The sequence below is a fragment of the Tenacibaculum halocynthiae genome (assembly GCF_964512825.1).
GTDB lineage: Bacteria > Bacteroidota > Bacteroidia > Flavobacteriales > Flavobacteriaceae > Polaribacter > Polaribacter halocynthiae.
In genome coordinates, this window is the sequence record NZ_CAZELG010000043.1 from 139,309 (window position 1) to 156,900 (window position 17,592).

A 17,592-nucleotide genomic window follows, 5' to 3' on the forward strand; every position below is an offset into this window, starting at 1 on the left:
TCTCTGTTCTTTTATAAATGCTAAAATAAGTAGTATTTCTGCATAAAAAAAGCACCCTTTACAGGATGCTTTTTTAATTGTTATATTTTTTAAGTTAAGCTATTGGCCCTCCTTTAATAATTTCTTCACTTGCCATTTCTTCAAATTGAGCAAAATTCTTTCTAAATGAAGTAGCTAATTCCATTGCTTTAGCATCATAAGCATCTTTGTCTGCCCATGTTTGTTTAGGATTTAAAACTTCATCAGGAACATTTTCACAAGTTGTAGGCATTGATAATCCAAATATTGGATGTTGTACAAATTCAACATTTTCTAGCTTACCTTCTAAAGCTTCAGTAATCATAGCACGCGTATGCTTTAATTTCATTCTACTTCCTGTACCATAAGAACCACCAGTCCATCCTGTATTAATTAACCATACATTTACACCAGCTTCTTGCATTTTATTACTTAGCATTTCAGCATAACGAGTTGGATGTAAAGGCATGAATGGAGCACCAAAACAAGCAGAAAAACTTGGTAAAGGTTCATTAATTCCAGCTTCAGTACCCGCCACTTTAGCTGTATAACCAGAAATAAAATGGTAGGCAGCTTGACCAGGTGTTAATTTAGATATTGGAGGCAATACACCAAAAGCATCAGCAGTTAAAAAGAAAATGTTTTTAGGGTTCTTTCCTATTGATGGTTTTTGAATGTTTTCAATATGATAAATAGGGTAGCTTACACGAGTGTTTTGAGTAATTGAAGTATTATGGAAATCAACATCTCCTTTTTCATCCATTACAATGTTCTCTAATATTGCACCACGCTTTATTGCTCCGTAAATTTCAGGTTCTTTTTCTTGAGATAAGTCAATTACCTTAGCATAACAACCTCCTTCAAAGTTAAAAACAGTGTTTTCAGAAGTCCAACCATGTTCATCATCTCCAATTAAACTACGGTTTGGATCTGTAGATAAAGTAGTTTTACCAGTACCTGATAAACCAAAGAAAATGGCAGTATCACCATCTTTTCCAATATTAGCAGAACAGTGCATTGGTAATGTGTTTTTATCAACAGGTAAAATGAAATTTAAAGCAGAGAAAATTCCTTTTTTAATTTCACCAGTATAGCCAGTACCTCCAATTAAAGCTATTTTTTTACTAAAATTTAAAATAGCAAAATTATGTTGACGTGTACCATCTACTTCAGGGTTTGCCATAAATCCAGGAGCATTAACGACAGTCCATTCAGGAGAGAATCCTTTTAACTCTTCTTCCGTTGGACGTAAAAACATGTTGTAAGCAAACATGTTACTCCAAGGATATTCGTTTACGACTCTAATGTTTAATTTATAGTCTTCATCAGCACAAGCATAACTATCTCTAACAAAAACCTCTTTATTTGAAAGATAAGAAGTAACCTTATCGTATAATTTATCAAACTTTTCGGAATCGAAAGGGATGTTTATATCTCCCCACCAAATTTCATCTTTGGTGATATCGTCTTTAACGATAAATCGATCCATAGGAGAACGTCCTGTAAATTCACCTGTTTTGACTGCTAATGCACCAAAACTAGTATTTTCTCCTTGCTCTTTTTTAATAGTAATATCATGCAACTCGTCTGAAGTCAATTGATAACGCACCGTAGCATCTTTAATACCTAGGCTGTCTATCGAAATCGTTTTCGCATCAAGATTTGTCATCTTAAAATATTTTAGTTGTGTTTTATTTGGGACAAAAATAGTTCTTTTTGTTAAAACACCTGATACATCAGCAAATTTTATTAACTATTCATTCTTAATAACTTTCTTTAAAAAATAAAAAGAGGTTAAAAACCAACCTAAAATTAATAATAGTCCCCCCAATGGTGTAATGAACCAAATATATTTAGCAGGAACACTTAGTAGCTGGATAGCGTAGATAGATCCAGAGAATAAAATAATACCAATGATTACTAAAAGACTTATTTTATGCTTAAAGGAGGTGGTTATTTGATTACTTACATTTATGAATAATAAAAAAAGAGCATGATACATTTGATATTTCACAGCTGTTTCAAAGCTATTTAAAGCTTCTGGGCTTAATTTATTTTTTAAAGCATGTGCACCAAATGCACCTAGAACCACTGCTACTGCTCCTAAAACTGAAGCTGTTGTTAAATTTTTATACATTTTTAAAGTTTTTGTTTAAAATTAAACTTTTTTAACGATATTGCTACCCTAAATTAATAAGAACAAAAGTACATTATATAGATGAAAAATATATTGATTATTGGTGCTGGAAGATCTAGTTCTTCGCTTATAAAATATTTGTTAGATAAGTCTTCAACAGAAAATCTACATATTACTATTGGAGATGTATCAGAAGAAAATGCATTGTCGAAAATTAATGGGCATAAAAATGCATCAGCAATTAAGTTAGATGTATTTAAAGAAGAGGAAAGAATAGCGGCGATAAAAAAAGCTGATATTGTGATATCAATGTTACCTGCACGTTTCCATATAGAGGTAGCAAAAGATTGTGTTACTTATAGTAAACATATGGTTACTGCATCTTATATTTCTGAAGAGATGAAAGCTTTGGATGCCCAAGTAAAATCGAAGGGCTTAGTTTTCATGAATGAAATTGGTTTAGACCCAGGGATTGATCATATGAGTGCTATGCAAGTAATTGATAGAATTAAAGATGATTCAGGTAAAATGTTATTATTTGAATCTTTTTGTGGAGGTTTGGTAGCGCCTGAGAGTGATACTAATTTATGGAACTATAAGTTTACCTGGAATCCAAGAAATGTAGTTTTAGCAGGGCAAGGAGGTGCTTCTATGTTTATTCAAGAAGGGACTTATAAATATATACCTTACCATAAATTGTTTAGAAGAACAGAGTTTTTAACGATTAATGGAAGTGGGAAATTTGAAGCTTATGCTAATAGAGATTCTTTAAAGTATAGAAGTATTTATGGATTGGAAGACATAGAAACAATGTACAGAGGAACGGTACGTAAAGTTGGTTTTTCTAGAGCTTGGAATGTATTTGTTCAGTTAGGAATGACTGATGATTCTTATACTATTGAGGATTCTGAAAATATGAGTTACCGTGATTTTACGAATTTATTTTTGGCATACTCTCCTTCTGACTCAGTTGAGTTAAAGTTTCGTTCTTATTTAAAAATTGACCAAGATGATATAATGTGGGATAAATTTTTAGAGTTAGATATTTTTAATCCAGAGAAGAAAGTAAACTTAAAGAATGCAACACCAGCACAAATTTTACAAAAAATATTAATGGATTCTTGGACTTTAGAAAAAGAAGATAAAGATATGATTGTAATGCACCATATTTTTGGTTATGAGAAAGATGGAGGTAAGCATCAGGTTGAAAGTAGTATGATTATTAAAGGAGATGATCAAACATATACCGCTATGGCAAAAACTGTAGGATTACCAGTGGCCATGGCTGCATTACGAATTTTGAATGGAGATATAACTACTCCAGGAGTACAGTTGCCAATAAATAAAGAAGTGTATGAGCCTATTTTAAAGGAGTTGGAGGAGTATGGAATTATTTTTAAAGAGAAAGATGTACCTTTTTTAGGGTATAATCCTGAGAGCGTAAAAGGTTAATTTTTATTGATTAAAAAAATAATCTTTAACTTACAAAAGATTATTAACAATAAAAAGTACACTAATTTTGAGTCATTTATTATCACAGTTACATAAAAACAGTATAGTAAATACTTATTAAAAATAAAATAGGCATTGATTTATCAGTGCCTATTTTATTTTTAATAAGTAACATTCTTAGGGAGAAATTTCTATTGAAAAACTGTTTTTATTTTTCTACAGAAAGAAAGTATTTTTTAGTAGAAAGATAAAAATCAATAAAGTAAAGTTAATTTAACCTAAATGAATTAGGGAGTTAATTTATTTCCTACTAGTTTTGCAGGTTATTAATATAATTAATTAAAAACAATACCATAACACAAATAACAAAAGTCAATAATGAAAAAATCAACCTTTCATAAAATTATTTTTTCTTTTTTAATTTTTCAGTTTAGCATTATAAATGCACAAGATAAATTTAATACTCCTTATGGAAATAATTCTGCAGTTGGGAAGTATGTAAAGATAAATGGAGCTAATATCTATTACGAAGAATACGGTAAAGGTGAACCTTTATTAATAATTCATGGATGCGGTGCAGATATAAAAGCAATGGAGTATCAAATTGATTATTTTAAAGATAAATATAGGGTAATTGTAGCTGATAGTAGAGGTCAAGGTAAATCTGAATTGAAAACAGACTCTTTAACTTATACACAAATGACAAAAGATTTTGTGGAGCTTATAAAATATTTGAAATTAGATGCAGTCAACATTCTTGGTTGGAGTGATGGTGGAATTTTAGCTTTAAAAATAGGAATAACTAATGAGGTTAAGGTGAATAAAATAGTAACTATGGGTGCTAATTTACGACCAGATACTACAGCTGTTAATAGCTGGGCATTAGAGCAAGTTAGAGAGATGCATGCAGAAACATTAACAATGATAATGAAAGGTGATACATCTAAAGATTGGAAAACAGAATTACAATTAGATAGAATGTTGTTAACCCAACCGAATATTAGCCATTTAGAGTTGAAAAAAATTAAAGCTTCTGTATTAATTATGAATGGAGATAGAGACATTATTAAAAATAAACATGCTGTAGAGATATTTAGCAACTTATCTACTGCACAATTATGTATAATGCCAGGTACTAATCATGGAGCCCCTCGTAATAAATCAAAAATGTTTAATGAAATTGTAAATGATTTTTTGAGTAAAGAATTTAATTATTCAGATAAAACACACTAACTATAATAATTACATTTTTAAATAAAAATCTTTGGTAAGATTTATATAGGCATCAGTATACTGGTGCCTTTCTTTTTCAATAACTAATTCTTCTTGTATAATATCAGATTCTTTAAAAGAAAACTCTAACAAACTTCTTTTAAACTCTGTGTTTTCATTTCCTTTTACGTGACATATTTTATTAGGAAAAAGATTATTTGATTTTGCTATTTTAATAAACTCTTTTTCTTCTTTAGATGGAATTATTACCGAAAATAAACCGTCCTTTGAAAGTAAATTACGTACTCCCTCAATTAATTCTTTAAAAGAAAGAGATGTTGTAAAGCGTGCTTTATTTCTTGCTAAATCAGCTGTTTCAAATTCATCATTGTAAAAAGGAGGATTAGAAATAATAAGATCATATTGTTCTTCTTCTTCAGTCATTTCAATAGCAAACTCGGTAAAAGGAGCATTATAGCAAAATAAGCGATCTCCCCAATCGGATTGCTCAAAATTCTCTACTGTTTGTTCATATGCATTTGCTTCTATTTCTACAGCATCTATAGTAGAAGCATTACTTCTTTGTGCTAACATTAAAGAAATAATACCAGTTCCTGAACCTATATCTAAAATAGTATCTGGATAATTGTTTAGTGAACACCAAGCTCCTAATAAAACAGCATCAGTGCCAATTTTCATAGCAGTTTTATCTTGATGTATTGTGAATTCTTTAAATTTAAATGGTTTCATTTATAAAATTCTTTCTAAAAGTTTTTCTGCATTTAACCATAAATAAAGAGCAATTGCTAACAGTATTATAAAAAACAATCCTTTTTTAGGTTTTGTTCTTTTTCTATTTCCAAACCTTCTTTTAAACTCCATTTACTCTATTCTGAAAAATTACAATTCGAAGGTAAAACAAACCAATCTATTTACATTAATAAAAAGTAAATTTTATTTTTTTTAAAAAAAGTATAGGGTAAAAAGAAGTATAAAAGTATTAGATATGAAGCTAAACGTTTAGGTAAAAAAAATATTAATTTAAAATGGGGGATTATGAAATTATTTATTAATAGAATTCAGAGAATAGTAAAAATAATAAAACTTAGTATATCTATGAGTGATCTTGGTAAAGGTGCTGGATATGCTATCAAAAGGTAAAACTAAAATTTTAAAAATGAAAAAAATAAATTTATTAGGAACAGCAGTATTGGCTGTAATGATATTAACATCATGTTCAAATGATGAAATAGTAAATCCAAATTCAGAAGAGGATAATAAGTTAGAATTATTTAAATATTCTTTTGAAAAAAGCAATGAAGGTTTTTTAACAGCAAAAGAGAGTGATTATACAGCGAATACACCAGTGGTTAATCTTTCTGCAGATAAAAATCATTGTGGAAGGTTGTTTACCGGAACTTCTAAAACGTTTACAACTTGGAAAGGGTACAATTTTAAAGGTAATGATACTAGGTTTTTAGGGTTGAATATGGGGAATTGTAAAGGTGTTTTTGACGGGGTAGCTAAAAAGGATTTTAAGCTTTCAGTACCATTATTAAAAGGTAAAGGTAAAATTTCATTTAATTATTATAGGCCAGGAGACTTTACTGGTTGGGGATATGTATTTAAAGTGTATATAAGTAAAAAAGAAGAGAAAGATCCTTTTAAAAATTCAATTATACAGTTAGAACCAAGAATTGAGTCAAGTGGGTGGATTAGTTATGCAAAAGATTTAAATGTTGATTTAAAATCTGGAGATTATACACTGTATATTCATATGGTTGGGGCAGCAGCCATCGATGATATTTCATTAATAGAAAAAAAATAAAACTATAATTTTAGAAAAGATTTCTTAAAAAAAAGAAATCTTTTCTAATTGAAACTTAAAGCTAAATACAGTATCTTGGTTTGTGTATGATTAGTGATAAAAAGTCAATTTGTAATCCTATTGTTTTTGAAGAGGTTTACAAAACAAATATAAAAGCGCTGCGAAATTATATTTATTATAAATGTGGTGATGTATCGTTATCTGAAGATATTGTGCAAGATGCATTTATGAAAATATGGAAGAATTGCTCAAACATAATACCTAATACAGTTAAAGCATTATTATATAAAATGTCATTTAATTCACTCATGAGTTTTTTTTCTCATAAGAAGGTAGTTCTAGAACATGAAAAACTACAAAACCCTATTAATTCAACAAATGAAGATCCTGAGTTTTTACTTGAAGAAAAAGAATTTCTAAAGAAATTACAACAAGCTATAGCTGAATTGAGGGATAAAGATCGAGAGGTTTTTTTGATGAATAGAATAGATAAAAAAAAGTACAGAGAGATAGCTGATGTTTTAGATATATCTATAAAAACGGTTGAAAAAAGAATGAGCAGTGCACTAAAAGAATTACGAAAAAAAATAGAAATCATTTAGTTTATGAATAATGAAAAATATAATATATTATTAGCTAAATGGCTGGAGAATGATATTTCTGAAGATGAATTAATTGTATTAAAGCAAAGAAAAGAGTTTGAAACATATTCTAAAATTGCAAAATATAGTTCAGAGTTTTATGTTCCTGGTTCTAATGAAAAAGAATTGTACAATCAGTTTTTAAATAAAACAAGAAATGAAAAAAAGAATAAAACTAAAAAAATAAGCATTGGTTATTGGGGAGCTAGTGTTGCTGCTGCTATATTGCTTTTATTTGGAGTTTTTCAAATGAAAAATAGTTCAGTAGAAGAGTTTACAACAATGTATGGAGAACAATTAACAGTATTTTTACCAGATAGTTCCGAGGTTCTTTTAAATAGCAATTCTAAAGTGTCATTTTCTCCGAAACTTTGGAGTAAAACTAGAAAAGTAACTCTTAAAGGAGAGGCCTATTTTAAAGTGAAAAAAGGGGAGAAGTTCAAAGTGATAAGTAATGAAGGAGAAATATCAGTTTTAGGAACAGCTTTTAATGTTAATTCGCAATTAAACTTTTTAGAAGTTAAGTGTTATGAAGGCAAAGTATTGGTTAGCAGAAAAGGAGTGGAACATATATTGGTGAAAAATCAAGCTATTAGGCAAATTAAAAATGAAGCTTACGAAAATTGGAATATTGAAAGTTTTGAACCAATATGGAAAAATGGTGAAATTTCTTTTGATAATACTCCTTTAAAATATGTTGTTAATAAAATACAAGATGTTTTTGGGGTTTTAATAAAAACAAAAAATATAGATTTAGAAAGAAGGTTTTCAGGAAGTTTTTCTAATTCTGATCTAACCATAGCATTGGTAGCAATAACTGATACTATGGGATTCAAGTATGAAGTTAAAGAGAAAGAAGTTTTATTTTATAAATAGGTTATATGCGAAATTGTTTTTTTTTTCTAGTTGTTTTATTTGTTGCAAGTTCAGTGTTTACCCAAAATAAAGTAAAAAAAAAGAACTTATTAAAAACAGTGCTTACCAATATCGAAAGCAAGCATAATGTAAAGTTTTCTTATGCTGAAGAAACAATAAATAATAAATATTTTGAACTTCCTATTAATGGTGAAAATTTAAAGGACTTATTACAAAGCATTGAAAAAGAGGTAGGGGTTTATATAAATAAAATAAATGAACGTTATTATTCTATTGTAAAATATACTTCTAAAAAAATAAATATTTGTGGTTACATCAAAGATAGTTTAACAAATTATTCTTTGGAGCAAGCGACTATTGTTTTAAAAAATAAACAGAGCATAGGAACTACAACAGATTCTAATGGTTTTTTTAAATTAAAGAAAATCAGAATTAATGATACATTACAGGTGTCTTTTGCAGGTTACAAAACAATTCTTATGTTAGGGAACGACTTTTACAAAAAGAAATGTTTAGAAGTTAAATTAAAAGAAAAGCTTAATGTTTTAGATGAAGTAATTATTGCAAATTACCTTTCAACAAATACAATTAAAAATGATGATGGTTCTATTGTTATGAGACCCAAAAAACGTGGAGTTTTACCTGGTTTAACAGAGTCAGATGTATTATTAAGTACTCAGCAAATACCAGGGATTCAAAGCCCTGTAGAAACAGCCGCAGGAATTCATATTAGAGGAGGAACTCCAGATCAAAATTTAATTTTATTTGATGGTATTAAACTATACAATACAGCTCATTTTTTTGGTTCTATTTCAGCATTTAATCCAAATATTATTGATAAGGTAACAGTTTATAAAAATGCTTCTAATATTAAATACGGAAACCATATTGCTGGAGTAATATCTATGAATTCCATGGATGAAGTCCCTCAAAAACAGTCAACTGGATTTGGGGTAAATATGACCGCAATTGATGCTTTCACAACAATACCGTTAACAAAAAAAATAGGAATACAATTATCTATTAGAAGTTCACTGTCTGATTTTTTAAAAACCCCTACAATGAATAATATTTCTACTAAAGTGTTTCAAAATACAAGTATTTCAAAAGGAAATTTACTGGCAGAACAACCTTATGTAGAAGCAAAAAATGATTTTAGTTTTCTTGATATGAATACAAAATTTCTATACCAGTTAAATGAGAAAAATAAAATAACATTACAACAAATATTAATACATAACTCGTTAGATTATAGATTGCAAAACTTTAAAATAAATGATATAAGAAGCGATAAGTTAAAAATTAAAAATTATGGATTTGGTGCTACCTGGAATTCAAAATGGAATACTAGTTGGAAGCATAATTTAAATGTATATCATGCAAAATATACCTTAGGGTATCAACGAGAAAAAAATAGAGCAAAAACTATATATGATTATACAAATAAAGATAATACAGTTAATGAATTAAGTTTTGATTTTTTGATAACAAAAGAGTTGAATAAAAAAAGTAGTTTTTTAATTGGCTATCAGTACGCTTTTAGTAACATTTTTTTTAATTTGGAGAAAAAAAACACTGTTGTTTTTTCTGAGTCTAAAAATAAAAATGATGGTAGTATTAATAGCCACAGTATATTAACGGGTTATAAATATAAAAACAAAGATTTTTTTATAGTAGATATGGGAGTAAGAACAACTTACCTATCATCATTAAATAAAGTTGTTGCAGAACCAAGATTATATACTCAATTGAAAATAGCACCTAATTTTTGGTTGAATGCTTCAGCGGAATTAAAACAGCAATACACCAGTAAAATTGTAGAGTTTTTTACTTCAGATTTTGGTTTAGAAAATAAATTATGGGCTCTTTCTGATAATGAAGAGATCCCACTTTTACAAAGTAAACAATTTACATTTGGAAGTATATTTAAGTATAAAAAATGGGTAGTTGATTTTGGAATGTATTATAAAAGTATAAATGGAATAACTTCTTTAAGTTCTGGGTTTAATAATTACAGTAAAACAGTTTTCAATGGTAGTGCTTTAATTAGAGGATTTGATTTGTTAGTAAGAAAAAAGTGGAGTAATAGATTAAATACTTGGTTTAGCTATAATTTAGGAAATACCGCTCTTACTTTTGATGGCTTTAATAGTAATCAATCTTTTAATGGGGGATTTAATATTTCAAATTCACTATACATAGCACAACAAATTAAATTAAGTAGTTGGGATTTATCTTTGGGGTGGACTTATAAAGCGGGTTTACCATTTAGTTCTTTGATTAATTTAAATCCTAATAATGGGTTAGAGATAGAAAAGTATAATAACTCCAATTTACCAGCATATCATAGGTTAGATGCGTCTGCTACGTATAATTTTTTTTGGGATAAGAAAAATAAGATTATATCTAAAGTAGGTATTTCTTTTTTAAACATTTATAATAGAAAAAATATATTAAAAAGAACAAGTGAAGTTTCTTATGATGATGCTTTTAAAGCTACTTTAAATACAATTAATACATACTCTTTGAGTTTTACTCCGAATATTATTTTTAGAGTGGAGTTTTAAGGTAGATTAATTTCTTTTGGTTCCTCTTAACATTTCTCTTTTTCCTGGAGGTCCTGGAAGTCGTTCAACAATAAATCCAACTTTTTGCATTGCTCTCCTAACACTTCCTTTTGCAGAATAAGTTACCAATACACCATCATTCTTTAGAGAAATAAACATTTTATTAAAAATTTCTTCTGTCCATAATTCTGGTTGAACTCTAGCTCCAAATGCATCAAAATATATTAAGTTGTAAGTATCTTCATCTTTAATCTCTTTAAATTTTTTTTGTTGTTTTAATAAGCTGAAGTTCGAAGTAATTTGGTGTTTCACTTCCCAGGAACAACTATGCATTTTGTTAAAATGAATAGCTTGTTTTTCTGCTTTTAAAGTAGATACGTAATTTAAACTTTCAATTTCTTTACCTGTAATAGGATAGGCCTCTACACCAACATAATTGATGCTTTTTTGAGATTCTAAAAAAGTAATTAAACAATTTAATCCAGTTCCAAACCCAATTTCAAGTATAGAAATTTCTTTTTTTTCGATAGTCTCTAAACCACTTTTAATAAATACATGATAAGCTTCTTGAATAGCTCCGTGTTTAGAATGATATTGTTCATCCCATTCAGGTAAATGTATAGTTGTTGAACCATCAGAGGTTATAATTATTTCTCTTTTCAAATTATTTAATTAATAACTTTTTAATTCTTGGTATTGGACCTGTACAAGTAGTTTGATGACAAGCAATACAGCTATTTACAGCTTGATTAAAGTTTGTTGTTAAAGAGTCTTTAGAACTAGTGTATACTTTTTTCATATTTTGTATATAGAGGTTTGAAAACTGTTTAAAGCTAGATGTTCTGTCAGTAGAATCTGTTAATGTAGCTGTGTGTATTTTTAAATATCTTTCAGGAAAAGAATCAGGTATTTGACCTTTAAGTATTTTTTCTTTTAAATCTAAATTAACATGGTACATAGTATTCATTAAAGCTGCCATTTCTGACTGCTTATACATGATTAACTCTGTATTCTTTTTCTCTTCTTTTTTACAAGAAAAAAGAAGAGAAATTAATATCAAAATTATGAGTGGTCTTCTCATTAGTTTTTTAGTAAAACACCATCAGCTTCAAAAGCATATGTGTATTTAGGATCGGTAATTTTTGCTATTTCTTCTTCGCTTTTACCCGCATCTTTAGCATAATGTTGTAAATCTTTTACTGAAGTTTCAGTGACAAAAGCTTTACCGTTAACAATAACTTCTTTTTTATCAGAGTTTAGTGGCATGAAAAATCCGTAATCTTTAAAACGTACCATAGATTCCTTTTCATTTCCTAAATCTAATTTCATCCAACATCCTTTTTTCTTACAAACTTCATTTATAGTAGACGCAAATTTTATATTTAAAGTGTCGCCAGATTTTAAATTTTGGAATTTAGCAAGAACATCTGTTTTTGACAAAGTATTATCACTAGAAATTTTTTCACCAAAAGATACATATTCAGATTTTTGAGAGCTTTTTTCTGTAGTAGTTTCTTTTTTTTCTGTTTTACAAGATAAAAATAGAGTAGCAACAACAAGAGTTGCAGTTAGTAGTTTTTTCATAATCAGTTGCTTAAAAATATAGAATAACAAAGATAGGTATATTTGTTTAACTCTTAAAGTAATGCTTTTGATACTTATTGTTTTTGTAACTTTGTTGTGTTATAAAAATAGTAGTTTTATGGATATTAAAATTCAACCAATAAAAGAATCTAAAATTAGTCAAGTAGATTTTAACGATTTAAAATTTGGAAGTGTTTTTTCAGATCATATGTTTGTCTGTGATTATGTAGATGGGAAATGGCAAAATCCTAGCATTGTACCTTATGGACCTATAACTTTAGATCCTTCTGCTAAAATTTTCCATTACGGACAATCTATTTTTGAAGGTATGAAAGCTTATAAAGATACAGAAGGTAATATTTTGTTGTTTCGTCCTTTAGATAATTGTAAGAGACTAAATATCTCAGCAAAAAGAATGGTTATACCAGAAATTCCAGAAGATTTATTCATGAAAGGTTTAAAGGAGTTGTTAAAGGTTGATAACGCTTGGATTCCTACTAATGAAGGAAGTTCATTATACATTCGTCCTTTTATGTTTGCCACAGGAGAAGGTTTTCATGCATCACCAGCTGATGAGTATAAATTAATTATATGTACTGCACCGTCAGGAGCTTATTTTTCTGGAAAAGTAACAGTTCTAATAGAAGAAAAATATGCAAGATCAGCCAACGGAGGTGTAGGTTTTGCAAAAGCTGGGGGTAATTATGCCGCTCAATTTTATCCTACTCAGTTAGCTATAGATAAAGGGTATAATCAGGTTGTTTGGACAGATGATAATACACATGAATATATTGAAGAGGCAGGAGCAATGAATGTTTTTATTAGAATTAACGATACTCTAATAACTAGCCCTACAAGTGATAGGATTTTAGATGGTATTACTCGTAAAAGTATACTTCAATTAGCAGAAGATAATAAAATACCATTTGAAGTGCGTAAAATAACAGTTAAAGAAGTTGTTGAAGCAGCAAAGAGTGGTGAATTAAAAGAAATGTTTGGAGCTGGTACTGCTGCTGTTATTTCTCCTATAGCTGGTTTCGGGTATAAAGAAACTGATTATGATTTGCCAGAAATTGAAAATTCATATGCTTCAATTTTTAAAGAAAAGCTACTTAATATTCAGTATAACAGAGGGGAAGATATTCATAATTGGAGTGTTAAAGTTTAAAAAGGATAAAATATTTTCTCCAAAAAAGAGTTAATTATATTAAAAGTATAATTACTTAAATGGGAGAGAATGAAAAATATACTGCTTACAATGTTGTCTATTGTAGCTGGTTTTGGAATAAGCTTTTTTAGTATAAATACTTATTTGAAAACAAATGATTTAGCTGAAGTAAAAACTGAATCGGAAGTTACAAACAATAAATTAATATTAGACTTAAAGTCTAGTGATGTTCAAAAGAGCTTTAAGAGTTGGGATTTATATTCAAAAAAGAATATTGATTTGATGTCAACTTTTAAAGCTCTTGATGAAAATGGTGAAAATATTAGTAAAGGTGCTTTTTTAAATTTATTAAGAATTGGTTCTTATTTACCTATGAAAAGAGTTGATAAAAGAGAACTTTCTTATCAATTAGTATCTTTAAAAAACACTTCTGAAGTAAAAATTAAAAAATCAATAAAGAGTTTAGCGACTAATGCAAATCATTATTTTAGAATGGAAGGAAAACGACTTCCAGCTTATGAATTTGTAGATTTAAATGGTGTGCCTTATAATAAAAAAGACACAAAAGGTAAATTACTAGTATTGAAATGTTGGTTTATTACTTGTAAGGTTTGTGTAGAAGAATTTCCTGAGTTAAATAAGCTAGTAGATAAATACAAAGATGAAAAAGTAGCCTTCGTTAGTTTGGCCTTTGATGAAAAAGATAAGCTAATTAAATTTCTAAAAACAAAAACATTTAAATATCCAACCATACCAATGCAAAAAAAATACATGTCCAAGAAATTGAAAGTTAAACAATATCCTACACATGTAATTGTTGATACTAATGGGGTTATTATTAAGATGGTTAATAATGTACGTACTTTAACCTCTGAGTTAGATCAAATTTTAGGTAAATAAAATTAAATAATTATTTTTTTAAAATTTGTTCTATGTTAGGTTTAAAATAATTGGGTCCTTTTAAAACTTTCCCATCTTCACGGTAAATAGGCTTCCCATCTTCTCCTAATTTACTCATATTACTTCGTTGTATTTCATTAAATACTTCTTCAATCTTATCCTGCATACCATGCTCAATAATTGTTCCACATAAAATATACAGCATATCACCCAAAGCATCGGCAACTTCTACTAAATCATTATTTTCAGCAGCTTCTAAATATTCTTCATTTTCCTCTTTCATTAGGTTGTAACGAAGAAGTTTTCTTTCTTTATCAATGTTTGTTGTAGGGGTGTTTTTAATACCTAAACCGAAAGCGGTATGAAATTCGTGAACAGCGTTAATTTTGTTTTTCATGTATGTAGATTTTTTATAATGAATTATTTTATGCCTAGTTTTTTTTCTGTATCATTAAGATTAAATTGAGTCCAATTACTAATGTGATGTTTGATGTTCATTTTTTTAAAGTCTGAAATGTTTTTATCATTTACACCTACAAAATGGATGTCTAAATTTTTAGCAGTTGTAACATCCCACAAACCATCTCCAAAAGAAATAATGTTTTCAAAATTAGAAGTATGGTAATAATTTTTTGCTTTTTCTATTGCCGATTTTACAATATCTTCTCTTGTGAAAATTGTATTTGAAGCTTCTAAAACTTGAGGAATTAAATTGATATTTGCTTGTTGTAATTTTAAAAAGGCAGGTTGTAAAATAGAGCCAGTGGCAAAGCAAACACCATAATTGGTTTCATTAATAAAAAAATCAACCATTTTTTGAGCACCTTCAATTTCTGGAGTATCAGGATAACTTAAAAAATGTTCGGTCATGACTTTTTCAAATTCAGGAATAAAACCAAAGTCAAATTTTTTCTGATGTGTTTTTTCATAGTTAACACTAAAAATATAACTATCTGTAGCGTTTTTATAAGTTTTCCAATCAGTATTTACTTCGGTTATTCCAAAGTGCTTCATTGCAAATAATAATGAATCGGTGTGTTTGTCTTCACTTTTAGTAAGTGTGTCGTCTATATCAAGTACGATTAAGTTTTTCTTTGTCATAATGTGTTATGTGGCTAATTTTAAAAGTTTAGCTGGAACTATTTTTAGAACCCATGCAATCAATATCCATCGCTTAGATATATAGGCTACTCGTTTTTTTCTTTTAATAGCACTATAAATTTGTTTACTTGCTTTTTCAAGGGGTGTAAGCCAAAATATACCATCACCTAAAGCCATTGCTGTATCTACAAAACCAGGTCGAATATCTGTGATATAAACTTTTTTTGAGGGTATCGATTTTGTTTTGATGTATAAACTTTCTAGATATGCCTTTTGATATGCTTTTGAAGCAAAATAAGCAGGAGCAAATCGATTACCACGCAACGAAGCAATAGATGAAATACCAACCAAATGTCCGAAACCTTGTTTTTTAAATAAAAGATAAGCTAAGTTATATAACTTAGTAACACCAATTACGTTAGTTTGTAAAGTAGTATTTTCCTTTTCCCAGTTTAACTTAGTATTGGTAAAACCTACCCCCGATGATTGTATAATCAAATCAATTTTTCCTAATTCCGAAACGATTTCGTTAAATACATTTTCAACGCTTTCAATATCTTGTATGTCGTTTTGTTTACTAATAATTTGAGAAGGATAATTATTTTTTAACTCTTCTAGTTTTTCTTTTCGCCTTCCTGTGATAGCTACTCTATAACCATCATTAATTAAAAACTCTGTTAATCTTTTTCCAATACCAGAAGTGGCACCAAAAACAATAGCCGTTTTAGTTTGCATATAGTTAGTTTACAGATAAGGTTAAAACATTTTACCTATCAAGTAAATATATAAAGTTTATTTCTTATTCTCTCTCTCTTTTTAAGAAGGTATTAAAACTTTATTATAGATGATAATTATTATTTGAAATACAAATTCTTAAAAAATCTAAAATTTAGTAATCATCAATATAAATCATTCTTTAACTTTGCTGAAAATACAATTTTATGTTTACACCTGGTCGAATAATTTTTGCAAGCTTATTTGTGGTTGTTTTTATAATAGCTATGGTTGTTAGTTATAAGAAAGATGCTAAAAGAAATAAAAAGCATTATCAAAACGCAGCATTATACGTGGCGATATCGATAATAGTAACTATTTTATTGTTATTTCTTTTTAAGTATATAAATAAACATTAATCAATGTCTTCTAACTCATTTAATTTTGAATGATCTAAAACAGTATATCCTTCATCATCATAATAAAAAGTAGGAATATATTTAGCACCAACTTTTAGTTTAGAGAAATCGTAAGAAGATATTTGATATACATCTTGCCCAAAAGATTGTTCATGGTAACGAACAAGAATGTAAAGTTCAGCATCTAGTTTAGCTATTTCTTCACTAGTATATTTAAATAAAGGGCTGTTTTCATCTATTTCATGTACAATAGTCCAAGTAGTTGGAAGGTACATTATTTTATCTCTTTCTAAAGAGAATCTATAATAATTTCGTTTAAACTTATGATTTCCTGAGTCTTCTGTTATTGATAGAGTTACTGTAACTTCTGGTTCTATCATTACCGTTTTTCTGCTATTCATTATACGAAACATTAAAGCTCTGTGTTCTTTAAAATCTCTTAGAACTATATTTTCGCTAAAATGAATTGCAGCTTTAGGTTTAGAAAATCGCCCGTATATAAGTCCAGTTATAAAAGAAAAGCTTAATAAACCTAGCATAGCTTCAAAAGCAGCTATAAAATTGGCTATTACCCCTTGAGGTGCTAAGCCCCCATAACCAACTGTAGTTAATGTTTGGGCGCTAAAAAAGAAACCATTTAATAAGTTTTCAAAAAAAGAACCTTTTTCGTCTGTTATTTGCTCAATACCTATTGATATGTAGATTAATCCAAAAACTATATTTAGAAGTGTATAACCAATAAAAACAAAAGCAAAAAATTTTATCCAAGATAGTTCAATAAAATACGTGTAAATATCACGAATTGTAAATTTCTTATTGATATGACGAATGTTTGAGGTTCCGTCTTTATTAATAATATTTTGTGCATTTCTTTTTGAAGAATATCCCAATCCAGGATCTTTTATTTTTTTAGCCATAGGGATTTTTTATTGTCGATTGTAAAAATACAAAAACCGATTCTTTTCAGAATCGGTT

Annotated in this window: 20 protein-coding genes; 9 read left to right on the forward strand and 11 right to left on the reverse strand. The window is 28.4% G+C overall.

Going from position 1 to position 17,592, the window contains the following annotated elements; translation table 11 throughout:
* Positions 1 to 94 precede the first annotated feature (94 nt).
* Together pckA and ACKTTQ_RS17055 are read right to left on the reverse strand one after the other, a co-directional pair.
* Positions 95 to 1,687 (reverse strand): phosphoenolpyruvate carboxykinase (ATP), encoded by a 1,593-nt coding sequence (pckA, locus tag ACKTTQ_RS17050; RefSeq protein ID WP_408049893.1) that lies wholly within the window; start codon positions 1,685 to 1,687, stop codon positions 95 to 97.
* A gap of 84 nt (positions 1,688 to 1,771) precedes the next feature.
* Positions 1,772 to 2,155: a DUF423 domain-containing protein gene (locus ACKTTQ_RS17055; protein ID WP_113786866.1), complete on the reverse strand. Its 384-nt coding sequence runs from the start codon at positions 2,153 to 2,155 to the stop codon at positions 1,772 to 1,774.
* 81 nt (positions 2,156 to 2,236) lie between these two features.
* Between ACKTTQ_RS17055 and ACKTTQ_RS17060 the strand changes: the two genes are divergently transcribed.
* Both ACKTTQ_RS17060 and ACKTTQ_RS17065 read left to right on the forward strand, forming a co-directional pair.
* Positions 2,237 to 3,607 (forward strand): saccharopine dehydrogenase family protein, encoded by a 1,371-nt coding sequence (locus tag ACKTTQ_RS17060; RefSeq protein WP_093870322.1) that lies wholly within the window; start codon positions 2,237 to 2,239, stop codon positions 3,605 to 3,607.
* Between the two features lie 378 nt (positions 3,608 to 3,985).
* Complete coding sequence (locus tag ACKTTQ_RS17065) at positions 3,986 to 4,840, forward strand: alpha/beta fold hydrolase (protein ID WP_093870323.1); 855 nt, start codon at positions 3,986 to 3,988, stop codon at positions 4,838 to 4,840.
* 9 nt (positions 4,841 to 4,849) lie between these two features.
* Here ACKTTQ_RS17065 and ACKTTQ_RS17070 read toward each other — a convergent pair whose 3' ends face one another.
* Complete coding sequence (locus ACKTTQ_RS17070) at positions 4,850 to 5,569, reverse strand: tRNA1(Val) (adenine(37)-N6)-methyltransferase (protein WP_408049894.1); 720 nt, start codon at positions 5,567 to 5,569, stop codon at positions 4,850 to 4,852.
* Positions 5,570 to 5,701, reverse strand: a complete 132-nt coding sequence (locus ACKTTQ_RS17075; protein ID WP_255405147.1) for a hypothetical protein — start codon at positions 5,699 to 5,701, stop codon at positions 5,570 to 5,572.
* Positions 5,702 to 5,996: 295 nt separating this feature from the next.
* Here ACKTTQ_RS17075 and ACKTTQ_RS17080 point away from each other — a divergent pair, with 295 nt between their 5' ends.
* The 4 genes from ACKTTQ_RS17080 to ACKTTQ_RS17095 all read left to right on the forward strand — a co-directional run bounded on the left by ACKTTQ_RS17080 (position 5,997) and on the right by ACKTTQ_RS17095 (position 10,731).
* Positions 5,997 to 6,647, forward strand: a complete 651-nt coding sequence (locus ACKTTQ_RS17080; protein ID WP_408049895.1) for a hypothetical protein — start codon at positions 5,997 to 5,999, stop codon at positions 6,645 to 6,647.
* A gap of 86 nt (positions 6,648 to 6,733) precedes the next feature.
* Complete coding sequence (locus tag ACKTTQ_RS17085) at positions 6,734 to 7,249, forward strand: RNA polymerase sigma factor (protein WP_093870326.1); 516 nt, start codon at positions 6,734 to 6,736, stop codon at positions 7,247 to 7,249.
* 3 nt (positions 7,250 to 7,252) lie between these two features.
* A complete protein-coding gene (locus ACKTTQ_RS17090) occupies positions 7,253 to 8,164 on the forward strand; it encodes a FecR family protein (protein ID WP_113786861.1) in 912 nt (303 codons plus the stop codon).
* 98 nt (positions 8,165 to 8,262) lie between these two features.
* Positions 8,263 to 10,731, forward strand: a complete 2,469-nt coding sequence (locus ACKTTQ_RS17095; protein ID WP_408049896.1) for a TonB-dependent receptor — start codon at positions 8,263 to 8,265, stop codon at positions 10,729 to 10,731.
* A gap of 6 nt (positions 10,732 to 10,737) precedes the next feature.
* On the opposite strand, the gene mnmD is transcribed toward ACKTTQ_RS17095, so the two are convergent.
* Genes mnmD through ACKTTQ_RS17110 form a run of 3 tightly spaced genes read right to left on the reverse strand, consistent with a single transcriptional unit; the run spans position 10,738 to position 12,315 of the window.
* Positions 10,738 to 11,394 carry a tRNA (5-methylaminomethyl-2-thiouridine)(34)-methyltransferase MnmD gene (gene mnmD, locus ACKTTQ_RS17100; protein WP_093870329.1) on the reverse strand — a complete coding sequence of 219 codons (657 nt, stop codon included), beginning with the start codon at positions 11,392 to 11,394 and terminating at the stop codon, positions 10,738 to 10,740.
* Position 11,395: 1 nt separating this feature from the next.
* Entirely contained in the window at positions 11,396 to 11,812 is a 417-nt protein-coding gene (locus tag ACKTTQ_RS17105; protein ID WP_113786858.1) for a hypothetical protein, read from the reverse strand.
* Complete coding sequence (locus tag ACKTTQ_RS17110) at positions 11,812 to 12,315, reverse strand: DUF4920 domain-containing protein (protein ID WP_093870331.1); 504 nt, start codon at positions 12,313 to 12,315, stop codon at positions 11,812 to 11,814. Before ACKTTQ_RS17110 ends, ACKTTQ_RS17105 begins: the two co-directional genes overlap by 1 nt.
* A 118-nt stretch (positions 12,316 to 12,433) precedes the next feature.
* Between ACKTTQ_RS17110 and ACKTTQ_RS17115 the strand changes: the two genes are divergently transcribed.
* Together ACKTTQ_RS17115 and ACKTTQ_RS17120 are read left to right on the forward strand one after the other, a co-directional pair.
* Positions 12,434 to 13,483: a branched-chain amino acid aminotransferase gene (locus ACKTTQ_RS17115; protein WP_408049897.1), complete on the forward strand. Its 1,050-nt coding sequence runs from the start codon at positions 12,434 to 12,436 to the stop codon at positions 13,481 to 13,483.
* Between the two features lie 69 nt (positions 13,484 to 13,552).
* Entirely contained in the window at positions 13,553 to 14,383 is an 831-nt protein-coding gene (locus tag ACKTTQ_RS17120; protein ID WP_408049898.1) for a TlpA family protein disulfide reductase, read from the forward strand.
* 10 nt (positions 14,384 to 14,393) lie between these two features.
* Here the strand turns inward: ACKTTQ_RS17120 and ACKTTQ_RS17125 are convergent, their stop codons facing one another.
* The 3 genes from ACKTTQ_RS17125 to ACKTTQ_RS17135 are packed head-to-tail and all read right to left on the reverse strand — an operon-like array spanning position 14,394 to position 16,219.
* Positions 14,394 to 14,780 carry a pyrophosphohydrolase domain-containing protein gene (locus ACKTTQ_RS17125; protein ID WP_093870334.1) on the reverse strand — a complete coding sequence of 129 codons (387 nt, stop codon included), beginning with the start codon at positions 14,778 to 14,780 and terminating at the stop codon, positions 14,394 to 14,396.
* Positions 14,781 to 14,803: 23 nt separating this feature from the next.
* Positions 14,804 to 15,484 carry an HAD family hydrolase gene (locus ACKTTQ_RS17130; RefSeq protein ID WP_093870335.1) on the reverse strand — a complete coding sequence of 227 codons (681 nt, stop codon included), beginning with the start codon at positions 15,482 to 15,484 and terminating at the stop codon, positions 14,804 to 14,806.
* A 6-nt stretch (positions 15,485 to 15,490) separates the two neighbouring features.
* Entirely contained in the window at positions 15,491 to 16,219 is a 729-nt protein-coding gene (locus tag ACKTTQ_RS17135) for an SDR family NAD(P)-dependent oxidoreductase (RefSeq protein ID WP_093870336.1), read from the reverse strand.
* A 206-nt stretch (positions 16,220 to 16,425) separates the two neighbouring features.
* Here ACKTTQ_RS17135 and ACKTTQ_RS17140 point away from each other — a divergent pair, with 206 nt between their 5' ends.
* A complete protein-coding gene (locus tag ACKTTQ_RS17140; RefSeq protein WP_093870337.1) occupies positions 16,426 to 16,617 on the forward strand; it encodes a hypothetical protein in 192 nt (63 codons plus the stop codon).
* Here ACKTTQ_RS17140 and ACKTTQ_RS17145 read toward each other — a convergent pair.
* On the reverse strand, positions 16,614 to 17,534 hold the full coding sequence (locus tag ACKTTQ_RS17145; protein ID WP_408049899.1) for an ion channel: 921 nt from the start codon (positions 17,532 to 17,534) through the stop codon (positions 16,614 to 16,616). The two genes, ACKTTQ_RS17140 and ACKTTQ_RS17145, sit on opposite strands and share 4 nt — an antisense overlap.
* Positions 17,535 to 17,592 lie beyond the last annotated feature (58 nt).

Bases quoted from the DNA above. Each gene is read 5' to 3' on its own strand.
- pckA (WP_408049893.1), bottom strand. From the start codon at position 1,687: ATGACAAATCTTGATGCGAAAACGATTTCGATAGACAGCCTAGGTATT.
- ACKTTQ_RS17085 (WP_093870326.1), top strand. From the start codon at position 6,734: ATGATTAGTGATAAAAAGTCAATTTGTAATCCTATTGTTTTTGAAGAG.
- ACKTTQ_RS17120 (WP_408049898.1), top strand. From the start codon at position 13,553: ATGAAAAATATACTGCTTACAATGTTGTCTATTGTAGCTGGTTTTGGA.
- ACKTTQ_RS17110 (WP_093870331.1), bottom strand. From the start codon at position 12,315: ATGAAAAAACTACTAACTGCAACTCTTGTTGTTGCTACTCTATTTTTA.
- ACKTTQ_RS17070 (WP_408049894.1), bottom strand. From the start codon at position 5,569: ATGAAACCATTTAAATTTAAAGAATTCACAATACATCAAGATAAAACT.
- ACKTTQ_RS17115 (WP_408049897.1), top strand. From the start codon at position 12,434: ATGGATATTAAAATTCAACCAATAAAAGAATCTAAAATTAGTCAAGTA.
- ACKTTQ_RS17140 (WP_093870337.1), top strand. From the start codon at position 16,426: ATGTTTACACCTGGTCGAATAATTTTTGCAAGCTTATTTGTGGTTGTT.
- ACKTTQ_RS17135 (WP_093870336.1), bottom strand. From the start codon at position 16,219: ATGCAAACTAAAACGGCTATTGTTTTTGGTGCCACTTCTGGTATTGGA.
- ACKTTQ_RS17065 (WP_093870323.1), top strand. From the start codon at position 3,986: ATGAAAAAATCAACCTTTCATAAAATTATTTTTTCTTTTTTAATTTTT.
- ACKTTQ_RS17145 (WP_408049899.1), bottom strand. From the start codon at position 17,534: ATGGCTAAAAAAATAAAAGATCCTGGATTGGGATATTCTTCAAAAAGA.
- ACKTTQ_RS17090 (WP_113786861.1), top strand. From the start codon at position 7,253: ATGAATAATGAAAAATATAATATATTATTAGCTAAATGGCTGGAGAAT.
- ACKTTQ_RS17130 (WP_093870335.1), bottom strand. From the start codon at position 15,484: ATGACAAAGAAAAACTTAATCGTACTTGATATAGACGACACACTTACT.
- ACKTTQ_RS17105 (WP_113786858.1), bottom strand. From the start codon at position 11,812: ATGAGAAGACCACTCATAATTTTGATATTAATTTCTCTTCTTTTTTCT.
- ACKTTQ_RS17060 (WP_093870322.1), top strand. From the start codon at position 2,237: ATGAAAAATATATTGATTATTGGTGCTGGAAGATCTAGTTCTTCGCTT.
- ACKTTQ_RS17075 (WP_255405147.1), bottom strand. From the start codon at position 5,701: ATGGAGTTTAAAAGAAGGTTTGGAAATAGAAAAAGAACAAAACCTAAA.
- ACKTTQ_RS17080 (WP_408049895.1), top strand. From the start codon at position 5,997: ATGAAAAAAATAAATTTATTAGGAACAGCAGTATTGGCTGTAATGATA.
- ACKTTQ_RS17125 (WP_093870334.1), bottom strand. From the start codon at position 14,780: ATGAAAAACAAAATTAACGCTGTTCACGAATTTCATACCGCTTTCGGT.
- ACKTTQ_RS17055 (WP_113786866.1), bottom strand. From the start codon at position 2,155: ATGTATAAAAATTTAACAACAGCTTCAGTTTTAGGAGCAGTAGCAGTG.